Consider the following 24,327-nt stretch of genomic DNA (forward strand, 5'->3'; position numbering starts at 1 on the left):
CGTACCCTTTTTGAAAAGCCCCTTTTAAGGCTTTTTCTTATTCCCAGTCCAGCGCACCCTTTTTCCACTCGTAGATAAAGCCCACAACCAGAATACCCAGAAAAACCATGACCGACCAAAAACCAAGCGGACCAATTTCCTTGAGCGAAACCGCCCATGGAAACAAAAAGGCAATTTCAAGGTCAAAAAGAATGAACAGAATGGCAACCAGGTAGTAGCGAACATCAAATTTCATGCGGGCATCTTCGAAGGCCTCAAATCCGCATTCATAAGGAGAATTTTTTTCGCTGTCAGGCCGAACAGGCCCCAGCAAACGACCCATGACCATCGGCAATATACCGACACCTACGCCCACCAGAATAAACAACAGAACAGGAAGGTATTGGTCAAGGTTCATCGTGGGTTTCAACTTGTGAAAAGCCACTCGTACAGCAAGCCGCACAGAGTACCTGCACAGCTTGCACGAGTTTACCGTTTGAGCCGAAAGCAGCCACTGGTGAGCTGCTGCCGATGCTAGTCAATCTGGTGCGGACGGCGAGACTCGAACTCGCACAGCTTTCGCCACTACCCCCTCAAGATAGCGTGTCTACCAATTTCACCACGTCCGCGATACTTACTTTTGTCTGGATGCTTGAGGAAACTTTGCAGTTTTTTTGCTTCCCAGACTGTCTAAGAGTTTACCCTGAAATCGCACGGCTTTTAAGTTGAAGTCCTGGCTTTGTGGTCTTATTTCGTGGGGATTTGAGCTGCACCCGAAGCGGGCACCACTGGTGCAGCGGGAATCACCACATTGGCAGAAGCCGGTGCGGCAGTGCCAGGAATCTGGGCAGCGCCCGAAGCCGGAAGGGCGGGCGCCGTGATGGCTGCACCTTCCAGAACGCTTGAGCCGGTGCGGGGTTGCTGCGCATTCCCAAAATAGGCCAGCATCAGGGTGCAGGTAAAAAACAGCGCCGCCAGGATGCCGGTCGTGCGCGACAGGAAATTGGCGCTTCCACTGGCGCCGAACAGGCTACCGGAGCCGCCGCTGCCAAACGCTGCACCCATGTCGGCACCCTTGCCATGCTGAACCAGGATCAGGCCCACCATACCCAGCGCCGAAAGCATCTGCACGGCCAGCACAGCCGTCAATAAAATATTCATGATTACTCCTAATTTAGTAGCGAACTTTGCCGGTCAGACGGGCGCAGAAGCAATAATTTTCAAAAAATCCGGGGCATTGAGCGAAGCACCGCCGATCAGGCCGCCATCGATGTCCGGCTGGGCCAGCAAAGTCGCAGCATTGGCAGCGTTCATGCTGCCGCCATACAGTATCTTGATACGTGCCGACTGATCGGTTGCAGCTTTCAGCTGGGCCCTGAGCACCGCGTGTACGGCCTGGGCTTCTTCCGGTGAAGCCGTCTTGCCAGTGCCAATGGCCCAGACAGGCTCATAAGCCACCACCACTTCGCTGATGCAGTGCCCGTTGGCATGGATCACCGCCGCCAGTTGGCGCTTGACGACTTCTTCGGTCCGACCGGCTTCACGCTCGGCCAGCGTTTCACCGACGCAAACGATGGGCGTCACACCAACTGCCAGCGCGGCCCTGGCCTTTTCAGCCACGAGCGCATCGGTTTCGGTATGATACTGGCGCCGCTCTGAATGGCCTACGATGGCATAGCGGCATCCCAGTTCCTTTAGCATGGCCGCACTGACCTCGCCGGTGTATGCGCCCGAACCTTGGGCAGACACATCCTGCGCGCCTACATCCAAAGCCGACAGGGCCGGATATTTCGATTTCAGGGATTGAACCTGCATCAAATAGGGGCTGGGGACGCACACGGCCACTTCGCAGGCCTGGCCTTGGGCTAGCCCTGCGGCAAGGGCCGCCAGCAGTTCTTCATTGGCAGCCAGGCTGCCGTTCATTTTCCAGTTTCCTGCAATCAGCTTTTTCATAGGGTTCTTTGAATATTGCCTGCGGCTTACCAGGTCAGGACGATCTTGCCGATGTGCCCATTCGATTCCATCAGGGTATGCGCCCGGGAAGCGTCGGCTGCGGCAAAGATGCTATAGATCACGGGCTTGATCGTCCCGCTGGCGATCAACGGCCAGACTTTTTCCTTCAGCGCTGCAGCAATGGCCGTCTTGAATTCCAGCGAACGCGGTCGCAGGGTCGATCCGGTGAGGGTCAGCCGCCTGCGCAGCACCAGACCCGCATTGAACTCGGCCTTGACCCCGCCCTGCACGGCAATGATGACGAGCCGGCCGTCTTCAGCCAGGCACTCGACTTCACGCGCGACATAGCTGCCGCCGACCATATCAAGGATCACACTGACGCCCTGCCCCTTGGTCAGCGTCTTGACCTGCTCGACAAAGTCACTGGTTTTGTAGTTGATCGCATGGTCGGCACCGAGTGCCACGCAGGCTGCGCACTTTTCGTCAGTGCCCGCTGTCACCAGCACCGTGGCGCCCATGGCTTTGGCGATCTGGACAGCTGTCACGCCGATGCCGCTGGAGCCGCCCTGCACCAGCAGGGTTTCGCCTTTTTGCAGACGCGCGCGTTCGAAGACATTGCTCCACACGGTGAAGAATGTCTCAGGCAGCGAAGCCGCCTCGATGTCGCTCAGCCCCTCGGGCACCGGCAGGCATTGCCCGACAGGCGCCACGCACAATTCGGCATAGCCGCCGCCCGCCACCAACGCACACACACGATCGCCGATTTTCAGATGCGCCGCCGACATGGCCGCCGCATCGCCGCCGACGATCTCTCCGGCGACTTCGAGCCCGGGAATGTCGGACGCGCCCGGCGGCACGGGATAGTTCCCTGTACGTTGCAGCACGTCCGGGCGGTTGATGCCACTGGCTCGCACGCGGATCAGGACTTCGCCGGCAGCCGGCACAGGGTCTGGACGCGTGCCGGCTTGCAGCACATCGGGTGCGCCAAATGAAGTGATTTCAATGACTCTCATGGTATTTCTCGGTCATTTGTGCTGCCAGCGCTTACTGCGTAGGCGCTAGAAGCTACAAAATCTATAGCAAATAAAGGATCAACCCTGCTGGGCAGGACGGTCCAGCAACGCCTTCATCGACAGCTTGACGCGGCCTTTTTCGTCGGTTTCCAGAACCTTGACCTTGATGATCTGGCCTTCTTTCAGGTAGTCGGTGACCTTCTCGACGCGCTCGTGGGCAATCTGGCTGATGTGCAACAGGCCGTCCTTGCCGGGCATCAGGTTGACCAATGCACCGAAATCCAGAATCTTGGTGATGGCGCCTTCATAGACCTTGCCGATTTCGACTTCGGCGGTGATCTCGGCGATGCGGCGCTTGGCTTCATCGGCCTTGGCGCTGTCGTTCGAGGCGATGGTGATGGTGCCGTCTTCCTCGATGTTGATCTGCGTGCCGGTTTCCTCGGTCAGCGCACGGATCACGGCGCCGCCCTTGCCGATCACGTCACGGATCTTTTCGGGATTGATTTTCATCACGTACAGGCGCGGCGCGAAGTCGGACACTTCGGCATTCGCCTGGCCCATGGCTTCCTGCATCTTGCCCAGAATGTGCATGCGGGCTTCCTTGGCCTGGGCCAAAGCGACCTGCATGATTTCCTTGGTGATGCCCTGGATCTTGATGTCCATCTGCAGCGCGGTGATGCCGAACGTGGTGCCGGCCACCTTGAAGTCCATGTCGCCCAGGTGATCTTCGTCACCCAGGATGTCGGTCAGCACGGCAAAGCGGTTGTCTTCCTTGATCAGGCCCATGGCGATACCGGCCACGTGGGCCTTCATGGGAACGCCGGCATCCATCAGCGACAGGCAGCCGCCGCAGACCGACGCCATCGACGACGAGCCGTTGGACTCGGTGATCTCGCTTACAACGCGCATGGTGTACGGAAATTCTTCCTTGCTCGGCAGCACGGCGATCAGTGCACGCTTGGCCAGACGGCCGTGGCCGATTTCGCGGCGTTTCGGGCTGCCCACACGGCCGGTTTCGCCGGTGGCGAATGGAGGCATGTTGTAGTGCAGCATGAAGCGGTCTTCGTAGTCACCGGACAGCGCATCAATGCGCTGCGCATCACGCTCGGTGCCCAGCGTGGTCACGACCAGCGCCTGGGTTTCGCCGCGCGTGAACAAAGCGGAACCGTGAGTGCGCGGCAGCACGCTGTTGCGGATTTCAATCGGGCGCACGGTGCGCGTGTCGCGCCCGTCAATGCGCGGGTCGCCGGCCAGGATCTGGCTGCGGACGATCCTGGCTTCGATGTCGAACAGCATGCCTTCAACGGCTACGCCGTCGAATTCGACGCCTTCGGCCTTCAGGCCCATCTTGGTCCAGGTGGTCACTTCACGCGTGGCGTGGGTGCGAGCCTGCTTGTTGCGGATCTGGTAGGCAGCGCGCAGCTTTTCCTCGGCCAGTGCGCCGACCTTGGCAATCAGCACGTCATCCTTGGCGGGCGCCTGCCAGTCCCAGACCGGCTTGCCGGCGTCGCGCACCAGTTCGTGGATCGCGTTGATGGCGATGTTGCCCTGCTCGTGGCCGAACACGATGGCGGCCAGCATGATTTCTTCGGACAATTGCTTGGCCTCGGACTCGACCATCAGCACGGCGGCCTCGGTACCGGCCACGACCAAGTCCATCGTCGAATCCTTCAGCTGGGTCTTGCCGGGGTTCAGCACGAATTCGCTGCCGATGTAGGCGACGCGGGCGGCGCCGATCGGGCCGTTGAACGGAATGCCGGAAATCGCCAGCGCGGCGCTTGAAGCGATCAGCGCGGGAATGTCACCTTCAACTTCGGGGTTGAGCGACAGCACATGGATCACGACCTGCACTTCGTTGAAGAAGCCTTCAGGGAACAATGGGCGAATCGGGCGGTCGATCAGGCGCGAGGTCAGCGTTTCGAATTCGCTCGGGCGGCCTTCGCGCTTGAAAAAGCTGCCCGGAATGCGGCCGGCGGCATAGGTCTTTTCCAAGTAGTCAACGGTCAACGGGAAAAAATCCTGGCCGGGCTTGGCATCCTTCTTGGCGACCACGGTGGCCAGAACGACGGTGCCGTCCATGTCCAGCAGCACGGCGCCGCCGGACTGGCGCGCCATTTCGCCGGTTTCCATCGTGACCTTGTGCTGGCCCCATTGGAATGATTTGGTGACTTTATTGAACATGCTCATGTTTTTTCTCGGTTTTTTGAAGGCACATCAGGCAGTGCCAAAAGCCCGGAGTCATGGCTGGCTGAACACGATGCCATTCCATAAAACGCCTGAAAGCCGCAACTTTTCAGGGCCGGAGTTTTATGGAATGACACAGCGCGTGCTCACTGGACCTTGCTCCGAAGTCATCAGGTACGCCAGGGAGGCGCGCCTGAAGTTGAATACGTTTTTTGCAGTTTTTAAGTGCAAAACGCCTGAGCTAGTGAACTAACTCAGGCGCTTTTCGATGGGTTTACCGATTATTTACGCAGGCCAAGCTTGGCGATCAGCGCAACATAGCGGGCTGCATCTTTGGACTTCAGGTAGTCCAGCAGCTTGCGGCGACGGCTCACCATGCGCAGCAGGCCGCGGCGACCGTGGTGGTCCTTGGCGTGGGTCTTGAAGTGAGGCATCAATTCGTTGATGCGGCCGGTCAGCAGGCCGACCTGAACTTCAGGACTGCCGGTGTCCGTGGCGGAACGGGCGTTGTCCTTGACAATTTCGGCCTTGATTGATTTTGCGATCATGGGTTTTCCTCTTGCAACAGAGTTGCGACTGGCGAGCGAAGCAGTTTTCCCACAATTGGGAGGTGACCGATTTCGTCGTGATTTCCGGCCTCAGGCAGCAGGCTTGTTCAAGCTTGCCGTCCATGGCGCGGAACTGCGGATTATAGCGTAAGCCAGCGCTGCAACCGCTCAACGCCCTGCTCCAGCCGGGACAGGTCGCGGCTGGCAAAACACCAGCGCAACCAGCCCTGCGCCTCGGGTGCGGGGTTGACCATGAAGGCATTGCCCGGCGCCAAGCCCAGTCCGGCCTCGACCACCAGGCGCTTGGCGGTTTCCAGCGAGTCGCCGAATCGGTCCTGGTCGGACAGCCTGAAAAAAGCGTACATGCCGCCCCTGGCCGGCGCCACTTCCACGCCGGGCAGCGCCTGCAGCAGCGGCACCAAAGTGTCGCGGCAGGTCTTGAGGTGCGCCACCAGTTGCGGCGTGACGTCGTTTGTTCCCTGCAGCGCGACCAGTCCGGCGCGCTGGATGAACACCGGCGCGCAGGAGGTGTTGAACTCGACCAGCTTGCCCATGTGAGGCGTCATTGACACGGGCATCACCAGCCAGCCCAGGCGCCAGCCGGTCATCAGGAAGCTCTTGGAAAAGCTGTGCGCCACCACCAGCCGGTCTTCGGGCGCGGCAATGTCCAGGAAACTGGGCGCGCAGCCATTGGGCGTGGGCTCGAAGTACAGGCGCTCATAGACCTCGTCGGCCAGGATCCAGGTGCCGGTCTGGCGGCAATGCGCCAGGATCATTTCCTGCTCGGCGCGGCTCAGGGTCCAGCCGGTCGGGTTGTTCGGTGCATTGACGATCAGCAGTTTGGTGGCCGGCGTGATGGCTGCGAGCAGTTCCGCCATGTCGAGCTGCCATTCGCCCGCCACCGGCTTGAGGCTGACGCAGTGCAACCGGGCACCCATGATCAGCGGCTGTGCGGTCAGGTTGGGCCAGACCGGCGTCACCGCCACCACTTCGTCGCCGGCATCGACCAGCGCCTGCACGGCGAGCATCAGCGCATTGACGCCGCCCGAGGTCACGGCGATGCGGCCGGCGCCAATCGGCGCGGCGCCCGGGCAACGCAGGCCGGTGGAATATGCGGCAATGGCGTCGCGCAATTCCGGCAATCCGAGGTTGTGCGCATAAAACGTTTCGCCCAACTGCAGCGAGGCAATGGCGGCGTCGCGGATAAAGGCCGGCGTGGCCTCGTCGCTCTCGCCAAACCAGAACTTCAACACATCGCTGCGGCCCATGCCCGCATTGGCAACCTGGCGGATCATGGATTCTTCAAGATTCAGAACTGCTTTTCTCATGCGCGCCTTTTAAAGGTTTTCAAATGATCTGGTGAGGAAATTCAGGGGCGAATCATCTGGCAACTGGTCGGCTGCTCGGCGCGTTGCGCCGAAATCGCCTTGATGACGCGAAAGCCGTAGCCTGATCCTTCGACATCGAACTTCGCGCCCGGCGCGCCTTGCTTGTCCATGATCGCCACCGCCAGCGGCTGCTGGAACTGGTGATCGGCAGCGCGCATCGACCCCTTGAAGCCGGAGAAATTCACCGTTGCCTTTTCCATCTGTGCAGCCACCGCAGCCGCTTCGCTGCTGCCGGCTTTCTCCAGGCTTTGGGCCAGCGTTTCCACCATCAGCTGCATGCGCATGTGGACATAGTCGTCCTGCGGACGTGGAAAGCGCTGGCGAAACGACTGGTAGAAATTCTCCGATGCCGCGCCCGGGGTGTTGGGAAACCAGTCGGCCACGGCGATCACCTTGCCAACGCCGGCATCGCCCAGCGCAGCAGGAACGCCCAGCGCATTGCCGTAGAAAGTGTAGAACTTGCCTTCGTAACCCACTTCCTTCGCTGCCTTGATGAGCAGCGTCAGGTCGTTGCCCCAGTTGCCGGTGAGCACCGCTTGCGCGCCGCTGGACTTGATCTTGACCGCATAGGGAATGAAATCCTTGACGCGGCCAATCGGATGCAGCTCGTCGCCGACGATCTGGACATCGGGCCGCTGCGCGGCAATCTGCTTGCGCCCCTCGCGCAGCACGGCCTGGCCGAAACTGTAGTCCTGGCCTATCAGGTACACCTTCTTGACGGCCTTGTCGTCCTTGAACACGTCCATCAGCGCGGCCATGCGCATGTCGGCATGGGCGTCGAAACGGAAATGCCAGTAGCTGCATTTCTCGTTCGTCAAAATGGGATCGACCGCCGAATAGTTCAGGAACAGCACCCGCTTGCCGGGCTCGCGTTCGTTGTGCTTGTTGATGGCGTCGATCAGCGCCGCCGCTACCGACGATGAATTGCCCTGCGCAATCACGGTCACGCCGTCGTCAATCGCCGAACGCAGGGCAGCCAGCGCTTCCTCGTTCTGGCCTTTGTTGTCATAGCGCTCAATGACCAGAGGGTGCGGGCCGTCAGCCAGCTTGACGCCGCCGCGCGCATTGACGCGTTCGGTGGCCCAGACCAGGTTGCGGAACACGGCCTCTCCGGTATTGGCAAAGGCGCCGGACAGGCTTTCGATCAGCGCGATGCGCACCGGCGGCTGGGAAACGGGCTGCGCCTGGGCCAGCAATGAAAGGCCCAGACACAAGGCGGCGGCGTTAAGTTTGAAAAAAATTCGCATAAAAAAGAGAAAATCCTGTGTTGTTAGCTTCTGAATCCGGCGCCAGCCGGACGCGGTCAAGCCCGGCGAAATGATCAGGCGTTCAGCCTGCCAGAACGGGGGCGGGCTGGATATCGGCAAGATTCCAGCGCGGCTTCACGTCAAAGGTGTAGCTGCCCTGCAGCCTTTGCAAATCGCCCAGTCCGGCCTGCAATCGCATGCCGGCAGCCATGGCGATCATCGCGCCGTTGTCAGTGCAGAACTCCAGCTCGGGGTAATGCACGCGAATGCCGCGCTGCCGGCAGGCGGCATTCAACTGGCTGCGCAGCAAGGCGTTAGCGCCGACGCCGCCGGCCACCACCAGCCGTTTGAGGGCAGTTTGCGACAGGGCGGCCAACGTTTTTTTCACCAGCACATCCACAATCGCCGCCTGGGTGGATGCTGCCAGGTCGGCCTTGCGGCTTTCCAGCTCGGGGCCGAGCTTTTTGGCCTGCGTCAGTACGGCGGTCTTGAGGCCGGAGAATGAAAAGTCCAGGTTGCCGCTGTGCAGCAGCGGGCGCGGCAATTGGAAGGCCGCGCCATCGCCGCCCAACGCCAGCCGGGCCAGATGCGAACCCCCGGGATACGGCAGGCCCATCAGCTTGGCCGACTTGTCGAAGGCCTCGCCGGCCGCGTCGTCGATGGTTTCGCCCAGTAATTCATAGCGACCGACCCGGTCCACGCGCATCAGCTGGGTGTGGCCGCCCGACACCAGCAGCGCGACAAAAGGAAACTCGGGCGGGTCGGCGCTCAGGAAAGGCGACAGCAGGTGCCCTTCCAGGTGGTGCACGCCCATCGCCGGCTTGCCCAGCGCGGCGGCCAGCGAGCAGGCCACGCCGGCACCGACCAGCAGCGCGCCGGCCAGTCCGGGACCGCGCGTGTAGGCCACCACATCGACATCGGCCAGCGTACGCTGCGCGACCTTCATCGCCTCCTGCGTCAGCGGCAGCACGCGCCGGATGTGGTCGCGGCTGGCCAGTTCGGGCACCACGCCGCCAAAGGGCTGGTGCATGACGATCTGGCTGTGCAAAGCGTGTGACAGCAAGCGCGGCACGCCGCTGCCGCTGGCATCGACCAGCGCCACACCGGTTTCATCGCAACTCGACTCGATTCCAAGAACCAGCATTTTTTCAAACATGGCGGCTAGTTTAGGTCAAGCGCTTGACGCTGAAGACGTGATTGTCCAGCCTACTTCATCACCAGTCCGCCATCGACAAACAGCACTTGCCCCGTCATGAAGCGGCTCCAGTCCGAGGCCAGGAACAGCACAGGCCCGGCCACGTCTTCGGGCGTGGCCACCCGCCGCAGCGGGGTTTGCCCGACGATCATCGCCCTCACCTCTTCAGGCGTGCCCTGGCTGGCCGACGTGGGGTAGACCAGTCCGGGCGCGACGCAGTTGACGCGAATACCCAGCGGCCCCAGCTCGACGGCCAGGTTGCGGCTGAAGCCGACCAGCGCGGACTTGGCCGTGGTGTAGTCGTGGTAGGGAATGGAAGGCCGCTCGACCAGATCGCTCACCATGTTGACGATGCTGCCCCGGGCGCGCTGCCTGAAATGCGGCAGCACGGCCTGGCAGACGTTGTAGGCGGCGTGAACCGCGCCGTCCAGCTGCGCCTCGTAGTCGCTCCAGGCCAGTTCCCAGAACATCTTTCGCTGGTCCGGGTCGAAGGTGAAGGCCTTGAAGGCGTTGTTGACCACCACGTCAATGCGGCCGACCTCGTTCAATGCCTGCGCCACCATGGCCTGAACTGCTGCTTCGGAGCAGACATCGGCCTGAATCGCCAGGCCGTCGCCGCCCACCTCCTGGCAGCGTGCCACCACTGCGTTGGCAGCGGCCTCGTTGCTCAGATAGTTGACGACCACCAGCGCGCCCTCGCGGGCAAAGGCCAGCGCAATCGCCGCACCTATGCCCCGGCTGCCGCCGGTGACCAAGACCACCTGGCCCTGGAATTTCAGGGCAACTGCACCGTGGGCTGCGGTGCTCATGGCGCGGGCAGCAAGTCCTGGCTCACCACTTCCGAGACCTTGATGGGACGCTGCACCAGCCCCAGCGCAAGGTAGGTGTCAGCAGCTTTTTGCAGCACCGCCAGATCAAAAGCGCCCAGCCCGTTTTTGCGTGTCGTGGCCGACACACTGGCCAGGTTGCGCAGGCCGATGACTTCACGGTTGATGGCAGCGTCCTTGCCGTCAATCGCATACTTCACCGCCAGCGCCGCCGCCTCGTCGGGTTGCCGGATCATCCAGGCGGCACTGTCGCGGTAGGCTGCCAAAAACTGGCGCAGCAGCGGCTTTTTTTGCTGATAGGTTTCCTCGCGCACTACAAACATGTCGCTGGAGACGTTCAGGTAGTCCTTTACTTCCATGACGTTGACATCGGCCAGGCCTTTTTGCCGGCCGACCAGCAAGCCGGTGTCGGTGGCGGCGGTGGCGTCCACCTGGCCCTGCATCAGCGGCGCGAAATTGAGCAGGCCCGTCACCACGATGGTCACGTCCGACTCGCGCAGGCCAGCCTGATGCAGCAGCACCAGCAGGTTTTGTCGCGTGCCGCTGGACAGGCTGTAGACGCCAATCTTCTTGCCTTTCAGGTCCGCCGGCTTGTTGATATTGCTGCCCTTGAGCGACACCACGTTGAAGACATTTTGTGGATAGATGTCATAGATGGCGCGCAGCTTTTCACCCTTTTCGAGTGCCGAGAAAAAGGAACCCGGGTCGGTGAAGGCGATGTCGGCCTGCCCGGTCAGCAGGTTGCGCAGCGCGTCGCCGCCACCCGCGCCCGGCACGTAGCGCAACTCAATGCCTTTGGCCTTGAAAAAACCCTTGTCTTCATCGACCAGCAAGTTGGTCACTTCGGTGATCGGTTTGCTCCAGCCGGCGACAACGAATTTTTCCAGGCTGGCGGGCGGCGCGGCGAATGCGGTGCCCGCGAGGCCAGGTCCCAGCAGTGCGCAAGCCGTGGCGGCCGCAGCCAACCGCGTCAATGAACGACGGGCAAGCGAAGGATGCAAGATTTTTTTCATGATGGAGTTTGTTTGGGAAGCAGGGTGATACGCGACGCCAGCAGGCGTTTTTCAAGCACGAGGGACAACTGGTACAGCAGCAGGCCCAGCAAGGTGATGAGCACTAGCACGGCAAACATCAGCGGCGTGTCCATCATGCCCTGCGAGGCAATGATGAGCGCGCCCAGGCCGGAACTGCCGCCAATAAATTCTCCGACGACAGCGCCTACGAGCGCCAGCACCACGGCGACGCGAAAGCCGCCCAGGATGCCGGGCAGCGCCGAGGGCAGCTTGAGCCGCAGCAGCGTCTGCCAGCGTGTGGCGCCCAGCATGCGAAACAGCTCCAGCCGCGATTGATCGACCTGGCCCAGGCCGGTCATGGTGTTTTCCATCAGCGGAAAAAAGCAGACCAGCGCGGTGATCACCACCGTCGAGGTCATGCCAAAGCCGAACCAGACGATGAACAACGGCGCCAGCGCCAGCTTGGGAACAACCTGGCTGGTGATGACATAAGGCATCAACAATCGCCGCAGACTGGGCGATTCGCCCAGCGCCACGCCGCCGACCAGACCCAGCACGCAACCGGCGGCCAGCCCCAGGACCAGTTCCAGCACCGTCTGACCGATATGCGGCCACAAGTAGCCCGACAGCAGGCCTTTGTACAGCGCGTCAAACACCAGCGACGGCGGCGGCAGCACCAGCGCCGACAGCTTGAGCTGGCGCGCCAGCAACTCCCAACCCAGCAACCCGGCGGCAAACAGCAGCCAGGCAAAAAAATGGGCCCAGCGAGCACTCATGACGCACCCTCGCCACCGGCATCCATGCCCGACCTGAGCTGCGCACACAGCGCATTGAAGGCCGGGCTGTAGCGCACGTCGCGCCCGCGCGGCCGGGGCAGCGCCACCGGCAGGTCCTGGCAGATGCGCCCGCCTGCCATCACCGCCACCCGGTCGGCCAGATACACCGCTTCACTGATGTCATGCGTGACGAAAAACACCGTGGTCTGGCGCAGGCGGCATAGCGCCAGCAAATCGTCCTGCAGGTCTTCGCGGGTGATGGCGTCAAGCGCGGCAAACGGCTCGTCGAGCAGCAGCATGGCGGGCTCGCCGACCAGCGCGCGGGCAATCGCCACCCGGCTTTGCTGGCCGCCTGACAGATGGCGCGGATAATGGTGTTGAAGGGCCAGCAAGCCCATCAGCGACAACAGTTCGCGCGCCCTGGCCACGTCCTGCGGCGTGGGCGGATGGCGCAGCGACAGCGGCAGCAGCACGTTGTCGAGCACGGTGCGCCACTCCAGCAGCGTCGGCGACTGAAAGACAAAGCCCAGTTCGGGGCCGGGCCGGGTGTGCGGCACACCCTGCAGGCGGATCATCCCGGCACTCGGCTGCAGCAGGCCGGCAGCCAGCTTGAGCAGCGTGGTCTTGCCGCAGCCGCTGCGCCCGACCAGGCAATGGAACTCGCCCTGCGCGATGCGCCAGTCCACCCGGTCAACCACGGCCGGCCAGCCCGGATAGGTGTAGCTGACCTGCGCCATGTCCAGAAAACTCATGGCTGGCGCCCGTTTTTACAGTCCAGGGCGTTAATCGACATAGGGCGCAAAGCTTTCCGCGGCGAGTTCGGCCGATTGTTCAATCTCGACCATCTGGACCAGGTCCAGCAGATTGAAGCGTCCGTCGTGGTGCCAGCCGGCCTCGGGCGAGGTCATGCTGCCCAGCGCGCAGATGCGGGTCACGCCGGCCTGCCCCAGTTGCCCGGCCAATTCAAACAGCTCGGCGGGCGCGGCCGCCAGCCCCACGGTTTGCAGATAAACGCGGCTGCGGGCAATCTCGGGAAGCACCTGTGCCAGCGCGTCCACCGCCACCACCAGCACAGTGCGGTTCAGCGCGCTGGGCTCCAACCCTTGCAATTGATCGGCATAGGCCACACGCCACGGCGCATCCAGCTCGCCGATCAGGCTGGCGCCGGGCTGCGTCATCAACCTGAGTTCTTGCGCCTGGTTCCATCGCGCCACCTCGCTGGCCTCGTTCAGCGGCAGCGTGCGGCGCGGAAACCTAGGCTCCAGACTCGCAATCGCCTGCGCCAGGTACTGGGCGAAGGCCTGCGGCGACACCTTGCCGCCGCGCTCGACATAAAACAGCTGCGGCGAATAACAACCTTGCTGGTCGTAGCGCACCACGTCGATGGCCGCCTGCTGCGCCGTGACCAAGGCCTTGCGCGCATCCAGCGCGGCACGTGCCACCATGCCGAAACTGAGCTTGTGGCCATACCCCAGAAAGCGCGTGGTGATGGGGACCTGCGCGCGCAATGCCTGCAGCGCGCCATTGCCGCCATAAGCCAGCACCACGTCAGCCTGCGCAAACAGCGCCTGCTCCAGCGGCGCGTCGCCGCCCTTCCACCAGCCCACCGCGAGGCAGTCGGCCAGCGCCGGGTCCAGTTCCACCAGCAGGTGGGCGAACCAGCCGGCCAACAACGGCTCGGCGCTGGGCAGTTTGCCAATGCTGCCTGACTTGACCAGCAGGCTGGAAATCAGACTCCACAGCGGCAAACCCGGCACATTGCCGGCCCAGACATGAACCAGCAACTCCGGCCCCACGGCCTTGGCAAAACCGCCCTTGGGGCGCGGCTGGAATTCATCGAGCAGCTTCGGATTGGCAAAGTCCTCGGCCACAAAGCGCTGCAGCTGCGGCTGGCGAAAAGTCTTGAGGTAACTGGTCAGCCCCAGCCGCACCGTCTCGGCGTCGTAGCCGGTGACCAGCGGCAGCAGTCGGTCGGCCTGCTGGCGATACGGGTCGCTGCGGTCCAGCAGGCGGGCGATGGCGCGATCGACCAGCGTGATGATCTGCGACACGCTGCGCGTCTTGAGGTAGGCCCGGCTGCCCTGCTTGACGCGCTCGGCCAGTGCTGACCATTGCGCCTGGCTCAGGACCGGCACGGCGACTTCGAGCCGCTCGCCGCCAGTGCCGAAATGCAACGTCTGCCATGCCAGCTCGTCTGCCTTGAAGCCCGGCAGGTAACCGGCCACGGCGTGTAATGTTGTCATGCGCGCGCGGCCTGCAAAAATTCTTCCACCGCCAGCGAGCAGCCTTTGGCCTGCGTGCCTTCGGCGCGGCCGAGCAGCAAAAATCCGTCCGTGACCGCCACGCCGACGTCTTCGGTGAGGATGGTCGTCACCGAGTTGAAATTGGCCAGGTCGCAGTGCGCCAGCACGCCCTGCTCGCCATGCGCCACCTCCGCGCCGCTCAAGGGGTTGACCAGCCGCGAGCGTATCCAGTGCGGGCCCGACTTGACCGCCGGCAGCACTGCATTGCCGTGGTCATAAAACTGCGTGCTGAGTTCGGTCATCCCGTACATGTTGATGCAATGCTCCGGCGGCACGCCCAGCAGAGCGGTCAATTGCGCATAAAATTGCGCCATGGGAATCTCGCGCGACAAGCCTTTGAAGCCACCGGTGTCCAGTACCTGGCTGCCCGCTGGCAGTGCAAAGTTTCGCCCCCGTGCTTCCAGCGCATCCATCAGGTGCACCAAACTGTAGGACGCGCCCAGCAGCGCATAAGGCTGACCCGTGGCCTCGGCCTGTGTCAGCGCTGCGCACACGCCCGCCGTATCAAGTCCGGCGGCGTCGATAAAGTAGCGGCTGCCGTCGGCGCCAAAGGTCTGTAACGCCAACGCCAGGTAATGCGCCAGCGAGGAGTTGGCCATCACTTCTTCAGTCGGAAACAGGATACCCATGGTGATGCGGCTCTGGCCGCGCATGAAACGCCGGGCGAAGTTGGCGCGCATCGAGGCGTCGTACACCGCCAGCGTTGGATGGTGGTGCTTGCCCTTGACGTCGCCCTGCGTGGTGCCGCTGGTCATGAACACGCGATCCGTGTTTGAAGGAGGCTGGCAGGTCAGGATCAAGGCCTTGAAGGCACTGATGGGAACGGCCGGAATGTCCTGCCAGGTCTTGACCGTGCGCGGCGTCTTGCCGCGCTGCCGGCAAAAGCGCTGGAACGGTGTGTTGTGGGCAAACTGGTAGGCAAACAGCGCCAAAGCCTGGGCGTTGAAGGCCTCGTCAGTGACGCCATCTTGCGCCATGAAGGCCAGCACGCCGTCAACGATGCGGTCGGCAAGGGCTTGCGAGCGGGCAGGTATTGCGGTGTCAAGGGCATCCATGGTCGTCATTCCTTCAAGAGGCTGCGGTGGCAGGGTGCTCCTGAAGTCGTGATGGCCAGGGCGTGAACCCTGTCCTGACAGCTCTTCTTACGTCGGCATGACCCGATTCAAGTTCGCGGGTTTGGTGAAACCATCTCAGCCGCCCTGCCATCACTGGCCGGACTGCACCCCGAAGCGGAAACGATTCTAAACGCAAGGGCCCGTCGCTTCGTGTGACGCGAGGCTGGCCGTCAACCGCTGCCGATGCGCATCGACTGCGCAGTGGCGTAGATGCTGTGGTCAATGCAAAACAGCATGTCCAAATGCTTCGCCACCGCGCACGAAAGGCTGTTGCTTTCCCGGCCAAACCAGCCACCGGCATGCATTTTGCTAGTAAAAACCATGACATTGCCCCATTCCCTGCGCCTGGTGGTCATTGCACCGGACCTGATGATTGACGATGCCCACGACGAGGCGGCCGTGGCGCTGGCCGAGCGCTCGCGGCAGCTGCGCATAGGCCTGCTGGAAGGCGGCTTCAACCTGATTGCCACGCTGCCAGCCGACACCTTTCTGCGCGAACGGCTGGCGCAGTTGCAGCCCGACATGATCATCGTCGATGCCGAAAGCGATGCCCGCGACTCGCTCGAACACGTCGTCATGGCCACGCGCGACGAGCGCCGGCCCATCGTGCTGTTCACCAATGACGACGACACCCGGCATGTCAAGGATGCAGTAGCCGCAGGTGTTTGCGCCTATATCGTCGCCGGGCTGGAGCCCGCACGCATCCGGCCCATCCTCGATGTGGCGATGGCGCGCTTTGAGCACGAACAGGGGCTGCGCCGCGAACTGGCCGATGCACGCACCGAACTGAAGGACCGCAAGGTCATCGACCGCGCCAAGGGCATGCTGATGCAGCGTCAGGGCCTGTCGGAGCAGGCGGCGTATGAAAAGCTGCGCAAGGCGGCCATGGACAAGGGCCTGCGTCTGGGCGACGTGGCGCAGCGCATGCTCGATGTGGCTGACCTGCTCGGCTAGGCCGTCAACGCCGAAATGGTGCGGTGCACAACAGCAGTGCACTTCCTGAAAAGTGGGCTTTCAACCCGACGACAGCCAAAATGCTATTGATTCAGTAGCTACTCATACAAGCAGGGCAAGCGGAAGAGCCCTATGAGCTTGAAATTTTCAATCCTGGCCTGGCAACCGGCTTCAATTGGCACAGCTTTTGCAATGAATTGAACAATGGGCTTTGCGCTTCAACGGCGAGGTGGAAAGTCCAAAGAACAAAGGCGTTCGAACCCTGCTGTCACACCTCGATGTGACGGCCCGGATCGAACGCCTTTTTTTATTTTGTTGTTTTATTTCCAGGAGTTGCTGACATGACGGACCTGCTCAAACCTTCCCTGACCCGCCGCAGCGTGCTGCAAGCCGCCGCCGTGGGTGCCGTGGGCATCAGCCCGGCATTGCGCGCCGCCGTCTATGCGCAGGGCTCGGACGCGCCGGAAAAAAAGGAAGTCAGGATCGGCTTCATTCCACTGACTGACTGCGCGTCGGTGGTGATGGCGTCGGTGCTGGGCATCGACAAGAAATACGGCGTGACCATCATTCCGTCCAAGGAATCGAGCTGGGCCGGCGTGCGCGACAAGCTGGTCAACGGCGAACTCGACTTTGCCCATGTGCTGTATGGCCTGATCTACGGCGTGCATCTTGGCACTGCCGGCCCGAAGAAGGACATGGCCGTGCTGATGACGATCAACAACAACGGCCAGGCGATCACGCTGAGCAAGAAACTCGCCGACAAGGGTGCCGTCGATGGCGCCGGACTGGCCAGGCTGATGGCGTCTGAAAAGCGCGAATACACCTTCGCCCAGACCTTCCCCACCGGCACGCATGCGATGTGGCTGTACTACTGGCTGGCGGCCAACGGCATCAACCCGATGACGGACGCCAAGGTCATCACCGTGCCGCCGCCGCAGATGGTCGCCAACATGCGCATTGGCAACATGGACGGCTTTTGCGTCGGCGAGCCGTGGAACCAGCGCGCCATCATGGACGGTATTGGCGTCACCGCCGTCACCACGCAGGACATCTGGAAAGACCATCCGGAAAAGGTCTTGGGCACGACCGCCGAGTTCACCCAGAAATACCCCAACACGTCCCGCGCCGTGACCGCCGCCATCCTGGAAGCGGGCAAGTGGATCGACGCCAGCCTGGCGAATAAAAGCAAAATGGCCGAAACCATCGCCGGCAAGGCCTATGTCAACACCAGCGTGGACGCCATCAACCAGCGCATTCTGGGCCGCTACCAGAACGGCATGAGTGGCTCATTTGCCAAGACCTGGGACGACCCGAACCACATGAAGTTCTTCAACGACGGCGCGGTGAACTTTCCGTACCTGTCGGACGGCATGTGGTTTTTGACGCAGCACAAGCGCTGGGGCCTGATGAAAGAGCACCCGGACTACCTGGCCGTGGCCAGGCAGATCAACAGGATCGACATCTACAAGCAGGCCGCCAGCGCCGCCAAGGTGAGCGTTCCAAAGGACATGATGCGCACCAGCAAGCTGATCGACGGCACGGTCTGGGACGGCAAGGACCCGAAAAAGTATGCCGACAGCTTCAAGGTTCACGCCTGAAGCCGCTCCTGAAATTTCATTGAAATCCTGTTTTAAGAGGTGACGCCATGGTCAGTGCCGTATTTCACAGCCCGCTCGAAAGCGCCCCGCCGCTCACTTCCGGCGCGGAGCGGAGCGCTACGCATTCAATAGCTGCCAATGCACACGGGGCAAGCGCAAAGACCGTAAAAGGCATTGAAACGACCGCTGCGAACGTTGCTTCGGCGACCGGACCGCAGCGGGACTTCCCGGTACTGTGGCTGCGCGTATTGCCGCCGCTGCTCGGGCTGGCGCTGCTGGCGCTGATCTGGGAGGTGGTGTCGATTGGCACCAAGGGCAGCATCCCGTCGCCCAGGGAAACCTTCCTGCAGGCGGTTGTGCTGTTCAGCGATCCGTTCTACCGCAACGGCCCGAATGACCAGGGCGTGGGCTGGAACGTGCTGTCGTCGCTCAAGCGCGTGGCGCTCGGCTTTGGCCTGGCCGCCATCGTCGGCATTCCGGTCGGGTTCCTGATTGGCCGCTTCACGTTTCTGAGCCGCATGTTCAACCCGCTCATCAGCCTGATGCGGCCGGTGTCGCCGCTGGCCTGGCTGCCGATTGGCCTGCTGGTGTTCAAGGGTGCCGACCCGGCTGCCATCTGGACGATTTTCATCTGCTCGATCTGGCCCATGATCATCAACACCGCTGTCGGCGTGCAGCGCGTGCCGCAGGACTACATGAACGTGGCGCGTGTGCTCAACCTGTCGGAATGGAAGATCGTCACCAAGATTTTGTTCCCCTCGGTGCTGCCCTACATGCTGACCGGCGTGCGGCTGGCCGTGGGTACGGCGTGGCTGGTGATCGTGGCGGCCGAGATGCTGACCGGCGGCGTGGGCATCGGCTTCTGGGTTTGGGACGAGTGGAACAACCTGAACGTCAAGAACATCATCATCGCGATTTTCGTCATCGGCATTGTCGGCCTGATGCTGGAATACGCGCTGATCAAGCTGGCCACGGCCTTCACCTTTGAAGAAGTCAAATCCTGAGACCTTGCGGGACAGACCAAGAATTTACACGCAGTGAAATTTTGCTCTGTCCCCAACCATTTAGAACTTGCGGGACAGACCAAGAGTTGCACGCAGTGAACTTTGCTCTGTCCTCAACTGATGAAAAGAACCCTGAATCATGAACACCTCAGCAAACCCCAAATACATCGACATCCAGGGCGTCGAGCAGACCTTCAAGACCCGGAAAGGCCCGTTCTGCGCGCTGCAGAACGTCAACCTGAAAGTGGCCAAGGGCGAGTTCGTCGCACTCATCGGCCATTCGGGCTGCGGCAAGTCCACCCTGCTCAACCTGATCGCCGGGCTGACGATGCCCAGCCAGGGCGTGCTGCTGTGCGCCAACCGCGAAATCGCCGGCCCCGGCCCGGAACGTGCCGTGGTGTTCCAGAACCACTCGCTGCTGCCGTGGCTGACCTGCTTTGAAAACGTCTACCTGGCGGTCGAACGGGTGTTTTCGGCGACTGAAAGCAAGGCGCAGCTCAAAAGCCGCACCGATGCGGTGCTGGCGATGGTCGGCTTGACGGCGGCTAGCCAAAAGCGTCCCGGCGAAATATCGGGCGGCATGAAGCAGCGCGTTGGCATTGCACGCGCGCTGTCGATGGAGCCCAAGGTGCTGCTGCTCGACGAGCCCTTCGGCGCGCTCGATGCGCTGACCCGCGCCAAGCTGCAGGACGAGCTGCTGCAGATCGTTGCCAACACGCAAAGCACGGTGGTCATGGTGACGCACGATGTCGATGAAGCCGTGCTGCTGAGCGACAAGATCGTGATGATGACCAACGGCCCTTCGGCCACGATTGGCGAGGTGCTCAGCGTTGACCTGCCGCGCCCGCGCAACCGGGTCGAACTGGCCGAAAGCACGCAGTACCAGCACTACCGCAAGGCGGTGATTGATTTCTTGTACACGCGCCAGGCGCATGTGGAAAAAATCACGGCCTGAACACTTTGCGAACCGGTGGGCGCGCAGCAGCGTTCATCGTGTCGCCGCAGGCTATGGAAGGGTTTGCGAATGTGCGCGCCAAGCGCTGCAAGGCGGAGGAAGCCTTTGAGGCGTGGAGCGCACCGGCCGGTGCGCAGCCACGCCGACCGCCAGCTGATGGACCGATGAGGCTATCGACCGCATGTTGCATGGAACTGCAAAAGGGCATGCACTGGAACTATTTTGAAACTTGCCTTCAGCCTGTACGCCACAGGTTCGCAACAGGTACTTTTCAGCGGTGCTGGCCCGTGATGTAGTGCTCCAGCTGTTCGATAACAAATTTTTGTTCCGAAATAATGTTTTTCACCAAGTCGCCAATCGAAATCAGGCCGATCAGCTTGTCGTCCTGGACGACGGGCAGGTGGCGCAGCCGGTTGTCGGTCATCAGCGCCATGCATTCTTCGCTGGTTTGCGCAGGCTTGACGAACATCACGGCCTTGGTCATCACATCGCGCACCTGCGTCAGCGCCGAGGTACGGCCTTTCAGGGCGATCTTGCGCGCATAGTCGCGTTCGGTGACGATGCCGACGATCGCCGTGCCCTCGGTGACCATCAGCGCCCCGATTCCCTTGTCGGCCATGCGCTGCAAGGCGTCCAGCACGAAATCATCTGGCCCGATGGTGTGAACGGTGGCATCGCCCTTGGATTTGAGAATGTCGGCAACAGTGGTCATGAATGGCTCCCTCTTGAAAAGATTGCAGATGCAGTCGCGAGTTTCGGGCCATTTGCACCGGTAATGCAAGAGTCCGTACCCCCAACCCGAGAATAAAACAAGGGACTCTGCACGCCACCAGCGTTTGCCTGCAGCACAAAGCAGCGCTGCAAACCATTGAGCAAGCCTGTTGTCCCTCCTGGCGGCACCCGTGCAATGCACGTTTTGAAGGCGCTCATGCACCATGCCGGTTTTTAGGCAGCACCCTGGTTGCTATTTTTTAAATAGCAATAACCTCATACAAGATATGCGGAAAAAGCCATATTTTCTTTGAATTCAAGCAATCTCAAGTACATGGCACAAGCTTTGCATAGTCAACGTGCGGTCAACGCTGGCCGCACGTAGGCCCGGTGCAATGGCGGATTGGGCAGACAGGACGATGGCGTCCCCACGGAGAAGCCGGCTCAGGCCCTGGCAACCCGTGCGGACGCCTTTTTTGTTTTTACGAACTGCCGAATCGGGTAAAGGAGTCACGATGAAAAAATCCAGACTGGTCATGATTGGCAACGGCATGGCCGGCGTGCGTGCGCTTGAAGAACTGCTGAAGATTGCGCCTGATCTGTACGACATCACGGTGTTCGGCGCGGAGCCCCACCCGAACTACAACCGCATCCTGCTCTCGCCGGTGCTGGCCGGCGAGCAGACGTTAGATGAAATCGTGCTGAACGACTGGTCCTGGTACCTGGACAACCACATCAGGCTGCACGCCGGCTGGACGGTGACTGAGGTGGACCGGGTGCGCCGCGTGGTGCATGCCATCAATGCCGCCGGCGAAACCCTCAGCGCCGACTACGACCGGCTGATCATGGCCACCGGCTCCAACCCCTTCATCCTGCCAATTCCGGGCAAGGACCTGAAAGGCGTGCTGGCCTACCGCGACATCGCCGACACGCAGGCCATGATCGACGCCGCCGTGTTGTACAAGCATGCGGTCGTCATCGGCGGCGGCCTGCTGGGCCTGGAAGCGGCCAACGGCCTGATGAAGCGCGGCATGGAAGTGACCGTGGTGCATGTCGGCGACTGGCTGATGGAACGCCAGCTCGACGACGTGGCCGGCAAGCTGCTGCAAAAGTCGCTGGCCGAGCGCGGCATGAAATTTCTGATCGGCGCCCAGACGCAGGAACTTGTCGGCGGCGACGATGGCCGCGTCAAGGCCGTCAAGTTCAAGGATGGCAGCGAAGTGCCGGCCGACCTGGTCTGCATGGCCGTGGGCATCCGCCCGAACACGGCGCTGGCCGAAACAATGCGCCTGCATGTCAACCGCGGCATCGTCGTCAACGACACCATGCAGACCACCACCGACGCGCGCATCTATGCCGTTGGCGAATGCGCCGCACACCGTGGCATCGCCTATGGCCTGGTGGCGCCGCTTTTCGAGCAGGGCAAGGTGCTGGCCAACCACCTGGCGATGTTCGGCATTGGCCGCTACACCGGCTCGCTCACCTCGACCAAGCTGAAAGTCACCGGCATCGACCTGTTCAGCGCCGGCAACTTCATGGGCGGCGACGGTGCCGAGGAAATCATCATGTCCGACCCGTTTGGCGGGGTGTACAAGAAGCTGGTCATCAAGGACGACAAGCTGATCGGCGCATGCCTGTATGGCGACACGGTCGATGGCAGCTACTACTTCAAGCTGCTGCGCGACGGCCGCAGCATCGAAGGCATCCGCGACCGGCTGATGTTTGGCGAGTCGAACATCGGCGACACCGGCCACGAAGGCCACAGCAAAGCCGCCGCCATGCTGGACAGCGACGAAGTTTGCGGCTGCAACGGCGTGAACAAAGGCGCGATCTGCAAGGCGATCAAGGAAAAAGGCCTGTTCACACTCGACGAGGTGCGCAAGCACACCAAGGCCAGCGCCAGCTGCGGCTCATGCACCGGCCTGGTCGAGCAGATTTTGATGTTCACCGCCGGTGGCGACTATTCGGCCACGCCCCGGCTCAAGGCGATGTGCGGCTGCACCGATCTGGGGCATCAGGCGGTACGCGACGCCATCCGCAAGAACAAGCTCCTGGCGATTGCAGACGTTTACGCATTTCTGGAATGGCGTACGCCCAACGGCTGCGCGAGCTGCCGCCCGGCGGTCAACTACTACGTCACCAGCACCTGGCCCAAAGAAGCCAAAGACGATCCGCAAAGCCGCTTCATCAACGAGCGCAGCCACGCCAACATCCAGAAAGACGGCACCTACAGCGTCATCCCGCGCATGTGGGGCGGCGAAACCAGTTCCAGCGAGTTGCGCCGCATTGCCGACGTGGTCGACAAGTACAAGATTCCGACCGTCAAGGTCACCGGCGGCCAGCGCATCGACCTGCTGGGCGTGAAAAAGGAAGACCTGGTGAATGTCTGGAAGGACATCGGCATGCCGTCGGGCCATGCCTACGCCAAGGCGCTGCGCACGGTGAAGACCTGCGTCGGCAGCGAATGGTGCCGCATGGGCACGCAGGATTCGACCGAGATGGGCAAGATGCTGGAGCGCGCCATGTGGCGCATGTACGCGCCGCACAAGGTGAAGTTTGCGGTCAGCGGCTGCCCGCGCAACTGCGCCGAATCGGGCATCAAGGACGTCGGCATCATCGGCGTCGATTCGGGCTGGGAAATGTATGTCGCCGGCAACGGCGGCATCAAGACCGAGGTGGCGCACTTCTTCACCAAGCTGAAAACTGCCGCCGAAGTGCTCGAATACACCGGCGCGTTTTGCGAGCTGTACCGCCAGGAAGGCTGGTACCTGGAGCGCACGGTGCATTACGTCAACCGCGTCGGCCTGGACCATGTGAAGAAAAAAATCCTCGATGACCATGCAGGCCGCAAGGCGCTCTGGGAACAACTCCAGTTTGCACTCGACGGTGAGCCCGATCCATGGTTTGACTTCAAGGAAGCATCGGTGGACACGCGCCAGTTCATTCCGATTACGGTGATTTGAATTCGTAGGTCGGCTTAGCGAAGCGTAAGCCGACATCCCCGCAACCCGCCGCCGTATTCGCCGATGTCGGGTTACGCCTGCGGCTAACCCGACCTACGAAAATATTGATGAAATAGGCCTCCAGCGCATGACCCACCTGCACTACAAGCTACAAAAGGAATAGCAATGACTGAATGGAAAACGATTTGCCGCGTAGAAGACATCCCCGTGCTCGGCTCGCGCCGGGTGTCACGCCCGCAGGGCATGGATGTGGCCGTATTTCGCAACAGCGAGGACAAGGTGTTCGCACTGCTCGACCGCTGCCCGCACAAGGGCGGCCCGCTGAGCCAGGGCATTGTCTTTGGCACCAGCGTGGCCTGCCCGCTGCACAACTGGAAGATTGGCCTGTGCGACGGCCAGGCCTCAGCCCCCGACGAAGGCTGCACGCCCCAATTTGCCTGCAAGGTCGATGCCGGCGAGGTGTTCCTCGACGCAGCCGAACTGGCCACGCTGGCGATCGACCTGCTGGCGCCCCGGGCCGGGCCGGGTGCCTCGACCGGCGCGGTGGGCGACCAGGCGGTTGCCGTGCAGGCCCCGCACAGCGACTAGACCCGACCTTTTT

22 protein-coding genes, 1 tRNA gene and 1 riboswitch are annotated in these 24,327 nt (G+C 61.8%); of the genes, 6 read left to right on the forward strand and 17 right to left on the reverse strand.

Annotated features, from left to right (window positions below; all coding sequences use genetic code 11):
- Nucleotides 1-37: 37 nt before the first annotated feature.
- From GZ092_RS03740 to GZ092_RS03815, 16 genes are all read right to left on the reverse strand, one after another.
- A complete protein-coding gene (locus tag GZ092_RS03740; RefSeq protein WP_293634487.1) occupies nucleotides 38-397 on the reverse strand; it encodes an NADH-quinone oxidoreductase subunit A in 360 nt (119 codons plus the stop codon).
- Nucleotides 398-523: 126 nt separating this feature from the next.
- A tRNA-Leu gene (locus tag GZ092_RS03745) sits at nucleotides 524-608 on the reverse strand.
- A gap of 118 nt (nucleotides 609-726) precedes the next feature.
- On the reverse strand, nucleotides 727-1,140 hold the full coding sequence (gene secG / locus GZ092_RS03750; protein WP_293634489.1) for a preprotein translocase subunit SecG: 414 nt from the start codon (nucleotides 1,138-1,140) through the stop codon (nucleotides 727-729).
- A 33-nt stretch (nucleotides 1,141-1,173) separates the two neighbouring features.
- The gene (tpiA, locus tag GZ092_RS03755) at nucleotides 1,174-1,932 is read right to left on the reverse strand and encodes a triose-phosphate isomerase (RefSeq protein ID WP_293634491.1); all 759 of its coding nucleotides are present in this window, start codon (nucleotides 1,930-1,932) and stop codon (nucleotides 1,174-1,176) included.
- Nucleotides 1,933-1,958: 26 nt separating this feature from the next.
- Nucleotides 1,959-2,945: an NAD(P)H-quinone oxidoreductase gene (locus tag GZ092_RS03760; protein ID WP_293634493.1), complete on the reverse strand. Its 987-nt coding sequence runs from the start codon at nucleotides 2,943-2,945 to the stop codon at nucleotides 1,959-1,961.
- A gap of 78 nt (nucleotides 2,946-3,023) precedes the next feature.
- Complete coding sequence (gene pnp / locus GZ092_RS03765; protein ID WP_293634495.1) at nucleotides 3,024-5,132, reverse strand: polyribonucleotide nucleotidyltransferase; 2,109 nt, start codon at nucleotides 5,130-5,132, stop codon at nucleotides 3,024-3,026.
- A 278-nt stretch (nucleotides 5,133-5,410) separates the two neighbouring features.
- Nucleotides 5,411-5,677: a 30S ribosomal protein S15 gene (rpsO, locus tag GZ092_RS03770; protein ID WP_293634496.1), complete on the reverse strand. Its 267-nt coding sequence runs from the start codon at nucleotides 5,675-5,677 to the stop codon at nucleotides 5,411-5,413.
- A 140-nt stretch (nucleotides 5,678-5,817) separates the two neighbouring features.
- The gene (locus tag GZ092_RS03775) at nucleotides 5,818-7,005 is read right to left on the reverse strand and encodes a pyridoxal phosphate-dependent aminotransferase (protein ID WP_293634497.1); all 1,188 of its coding nucleotides are present in this window, start codon (nucleotides 7,003-7,005) and stop codon (nucleotides 5,818-5,820) included.
- A gap of 41 nt (nucleotides 7,006-7,046) precedes the next feature.
- Nucleotides 7,047-8,312: a branched-chain amino acid ABC transporter substrate-binding protein gene (locus GZ092_RS03780; protein WP_293634498.1), complete on the reverse strand. Its 1,266-nt coding sequence runs from the start codon at nucleotides 8,310-8,312 to the stop codon at nucleotides 7,047-7,049.
- Nucleotides 8,313-8,394: 82 nt separating this feature from the next.
- Nucleotides 8,395-9,456, reverse strand: a complete 1,062-nt coding sequence (gene tsaD / locus GZ092_RS03785) for a tRNA (adenosine(37)-N6)-threonylcarbamoyltransferase complex transferase subunit TsaD (RefSeq protein ID WP_293634642.1) — start codon at nucleotides 9,454-9,456, stop codon at nucleotides 8,395-8,397.
- A 62-nt stretch (nucleotides 9,457-9,518) separates the two neighbouring features.
- Nucleotides 9,519-10,316, reverse strand: a complete 798-nt coding sequence (locus GZ092_RS03790; RefSeq protein WP_293634499.1) for a 3-oxoacyl-ACP reductase — start codon at nucleotides 10,314-10,316, stop codon at nucleotides 9,519-9,521.
- The gene (locus tag GZ092_RS03795; RefSeq protein ID WP_293634500.1) at nucleotides 10,313-11,347 is read right to left on the reverse strand and encodes an ABC transporter substrate-binding protein; all 1,035 of its coding nucleotides are present in this window, start codon (nucleotides 11,345-11,347) and stop codon (nucleotides 10,313-10,315) included. The genes GZ092_RS03790 and GZ092_RS03795 overlap by 4 nt, the downstream gene beginning before the upstream one ends.
- Nucleotides 11,344-12,123 carry an ABC transporter permease gene (locus GZ092_RS03800; RefSeq protein ID WP_293634503.1) on the reverse strand — a complete coding sequence of 260 codons (780 nt, stop codon included), beginning with the start codon at nucleotides 12,121-12,123 and terminating at the stop codon, nucleotides 11,344-11,346. Before GZ092_RS03800 ends, GZ092_RS03795 begins: the two co-directional genes overlap by 4 nt.
- Nucleotides 12,120-12,875, reverse strand: coding sequence for an ABC transporter ATP-binding protein (locus tag GZ092_RS03805; protein ID WP_293634505.1), 756 nt, complete (start codon nucleotides 12,873-12,875; stop codon nucleotides 12,120-12,122). The genes GZ092_RS03800 and GZ092_RS03805 overlap by 4 nt, the downstream gene beginning before the upstream one ends.
- Nucleotides 12,876-12,905: 30 nt before the next feature.
- Nucleotides 12,906-14,366 (reverse strand): acyl-CoA reductase, encoded by a 1,461-nt coding sequence (locus tag GZ092_RS03810; RefSeq protein ID WP_293634507.1) that lies wholly within the window; start codon nucleotides 14,364-14,366, stop codon nucleotides 12,906-12,908.
- On the reverse strand, nucleotides 14,363-15,403 hold the full coding sequence (locus tag GZ092_RS03815) for a long-chain fatty acid--CoA ligase (protein ID WP_293634644.1): 1,041 nt from the start codon (nucleotides 15,401-15,403) through the stop codon (nucleotides 14,363-14,365). Before GZ092_RS03815 ends, GZ092_RS03810 begins: the two co-directional genes overlap by 4 nt.
- Before the next feature lie 145 nt (nucleotides 15,404-15,548).
- A riboswitch (TPP riboswitch) is annotated at nucleotides 15,549-15,663 on the reverse strand.
- A 199-nt stretch (nucleotides 15,664-15,862) separates the two neighbouring features.
- On the opposite strand from GZ092_RS03815, the gene GZ092_RS03820 reads away from it, so the two are divergent.
- The 4 genes from GZ092_RS03820 to GZ092_RS03835 all read left to right on the forward strand — a co-directional run bounded on the left by GZ092_RS03820 (nucleotide 15,863) and on the right by GZ092_RS03835 (nucleotide 20,052).
- Nucleotides 15,863-16,495, forward strand: a complete 633-nt coding sequence (locus GZ092_RS03820) for an ANTAR domain-containing protein (protein WP_293634509.1) — start codon at nucleotides 15,863-15,865, stop codon at nucleotides 16,493-16,495.
- Between the two features lie 341 nt (nucleotides 16,496-16,836).
- A complete protein-coding gene (locus GZ092_RS03825) occupies nucleotides 16,837-18,093 on the forward strand; it encodes a CmpA/NrtA family ABC transporter substrate-binding protein (protein WP_293634511.1) in 1,257 nt (418 codons plus the stop codon).
- A gap of 47 nt (nucleotides 18,094-18,140) precedes the next feature.
- Nucleotides 18,141-19,097 (forward strand): nitrate ABC transporter permease, encoded by a 957-nt coding sequence (gene ntrB, locus GZ092_RS03830; RefSeq protein WP_293634513.1) that lies wholly within the window; start codon nucleotides 18,141-18,143, stop codon nucleotides 19,095-19,097.
- A 139-nt stretch (nucleotides 19,098-19,236) separates the two neighbouring features.
- Nucleotides 19,237-20,052, forward strand: a complete 816-nt coding sequence (locus GZ092_RS03835; protein ID WP_293634515.1) for an ABC transporter ATP-binding protein — start codon at nucleotides 19,237-19,239, stop codon at nucleotides 20,050-20,052.
- Nucleotides 20,053-20,323: 271 nt separating this feature from the next.
- On the opposite strand, the gene GZ092_RS03840 is transcribed toward GZ092_RS03835, so the two are convergent.
- Nucleotides 20,324-20,764: a CBS domain-containing protein gene (locus GZ092_RS03840; protein ID WP_293634517.1), complete on the reverse strand. Its 441-nt coding sequence runs from the start codon at nucleotides 20,762-20,764 to the stop codon at nucleotides 20,324-20,326.
- 514 nt (nucleotides 20,765-21,278) lie between these two features.
- Between GZ092_RS03840 and nirB the strand changes: the two genes are divergently transcribed.
- Both nirB and nirD read left to right on the forward strand, forming a co-directional pair.
- The gene (nirB, locus tag GZ092_RS03845) at nucleotides 21,279-23,726 is read left to right on the forward strand and encodes a nitrite reductase large subunit NirB (protein WP_293634519.1); all 2,448 of its coding nucleotides are present in this window, start codon (nucleotides 21,279-21,281) and stop codon (nucleotides 23,724-23,726) included.
- Between the two features lie 165 nt (nucleotides 23,727-23,891).
- Nucleotides 23,892-24,314 (forward strand): nitrite reductase small subunit NirD, encoded by a 423-nt coding sequence (nirD, locus tag GZ092_RS03850; protein ID WP_293634520.1) that lies wholly within the window; start codon nucleotides 23,892-23,894, stop codon nucleotides 24,312-24,314.
- The last annotated feature ends 13 nt before the right edge of the window (nucleotides 24,315-24,327 follow it).

This window comes from Polaromonas sp., from assembly GCF_010365105.1.
GTDB lineage: Bacteria > Pseudomonadota > Gammaproteobacteria > Burkholderiales > Burkholderiaceae_C > Polaromonas.

What these genes read in the sequence shown, in the direction of transcription:
- GZ092_RS03825 (WP_293634511.1), top strand. Translation starts at nt 16,837, where the DNA reads ATGACGGACCTGCTCAAACCTTCCCTGACCCGCCGCAGCGTGCTGCAA.
- GZ092_RS03820 (WP_293634509.1), top strand. Translation starts at nt 15,863, where the DNA reads ATGACATTGCCCCATTCCCTGCGCCTGGTGGTCATTGCACCGGACCTG.
- GZ092_RS03805 (WP_293634505.1), bottom strand. Translation starts at nt 12,875, where the DNA reads ATGAGTTTTCTGGACATGGCGCAGGTCAGCTACACCTATCCGGGCTGG.
- GZ092_RS03740 (WP_293634487.1), bottom strand. Translation starts at nt 397, where the DNA reads ATGAACCTTGACCAATACCTTCCTGTTCTGTTGTTTATTCTGGTGGGC.
- nirD (WP_293634520.1), top strand. Translation starts at nt 23,892, where the DNA reads ATGACTGAATGGAAAACGATTTGCCGCGTAGAAGACATCCCCGTGCTC.
- tsaD (WP_293634642.1), bottom strand. Translation starts at nt 9,456, where the DNA reads ATGCTGGTTCTTGGAATCGAGTCGAGTTGCGATGAAACCGGTGTGGCG.
- rpsO (WP_293634496.1), bottom strand. Translation starts at nt 5,677, where the DNA reads ATGATCGCAAAATCAATCAAGGCCGAAATTGTCAAGGACAACGCCCGT.
- GZ092_RS03835 (WP_293634515.1), top strand. Translation starts at nt 19,237, where the DNA reads ATGAACACCTCAGCAAACCCCAAATACATCGACATCCAGGGCGTCGAG.
- GZ092_RS03840 (WP_293634517.1), bottom strand. Translation starts at nt 20,764, where the DNA reads ATGACCACTGTTGCCGACATTCTCAAATCCAAGGGCGATGCCACCGTT.
- GZ092_RS03795 (WP_293634500.1), bottom strand. Translation starts at nt 11,347, where the DNA reads ATGAAAAAAATCTTGCATCCTTCGCTTGCCCGTCGTTCATTGACGCGG.
- ntrB (WP_293634513.1), top strand. Translation starts at nt 18,141, where the DNA reads ATGGTCAGTGCCGTATTTCACAGCCCGCTCGAAAGCGCCCCGCCGCTC.
- GZ092_RS03815 (WP_293634644.1), bottom strand. Translation starts at nt 15,403, where the DNA reads ATGGCGCAAGATGGCGTCACTGACGAGGCCTTCAACGCCCAGGCTTTG.
- nirB (WP_293634519.1), top strand. Translation starts at nt 21,279, where the DNA reads ATGAAAAAATCCAGACTGGTCATGATTGGCAACGGCATGGCCGGCGTG.
- GZ092_RS03790 (WP_293634499.1), bottom strand. Translation starts at nt 10,316, where the DNA reads ATGAGCACCGCAGCCCACGGTGCAGTTGCCCTGAAATTCCAGGGCCAG.
- secG (WP_293634489.1), bottom strand. Translation starts at nt 1,140, where the DNA reads ATGAATATTTTATTGACGGCTGTGCTGGCCGTGCAGATGCTTTCGGCG.
- GZ092_RS03800 (WP_293634503.1), bottom strand. Translation starts at nt 12,123, where the DNA reads ATGAGTGCTCGCTGGGCCCATTTTTTTGCCTGGCTGCTGTTTGCCGCC.
- GZ092_RS03780 (WP_293634498.1), bottom strand. Translation starts at nt 8,312, where the DNA reads ATGCGAATTTTTTTCAAACTTAACGCCGCCGCCTTGTGTCTGGGCCTT.
- GZ092_RS03810 (WP_293634507.1), bottom strand. Translation starts at nt 14,366, where the DNA reads ATGACAACATTACACGCCGTGGCCGGTTACCTGCCGGGCTTCAAGGCA.
- pnp (WP_293634495.1), bottom strand. Translation starts at nt 5,132, where the DNA reads ATGAGCATGTTCAATAAAGTCACCAAATCATTCCAATGGGGCCAGCAC.
- GZ092_RS03760 (WP_293634493.1), bottom strand. Translation starts at nt 2,945, where the DNA reads ATGAGAGTCATTGAAATCACTTCATTTGGCGCACCCGATGTGCTGCAA.
- tpiA (WP_293634491.1), bottom strand. Translation starts at nt 1,932, where the DNA reads ATGAAAAAGCTGATTGCAGGAAACTGGAAAATGAACGGCAGCCTGGCT.
- GZ092_RS03775 (WP_293634497.1), bottom strand. Translation starts at nt 7,005, where the DNA reads ATGAGAAAAGCAGTTCTGAATCTTGAAGAATCCATGATCCGCCAGGTT.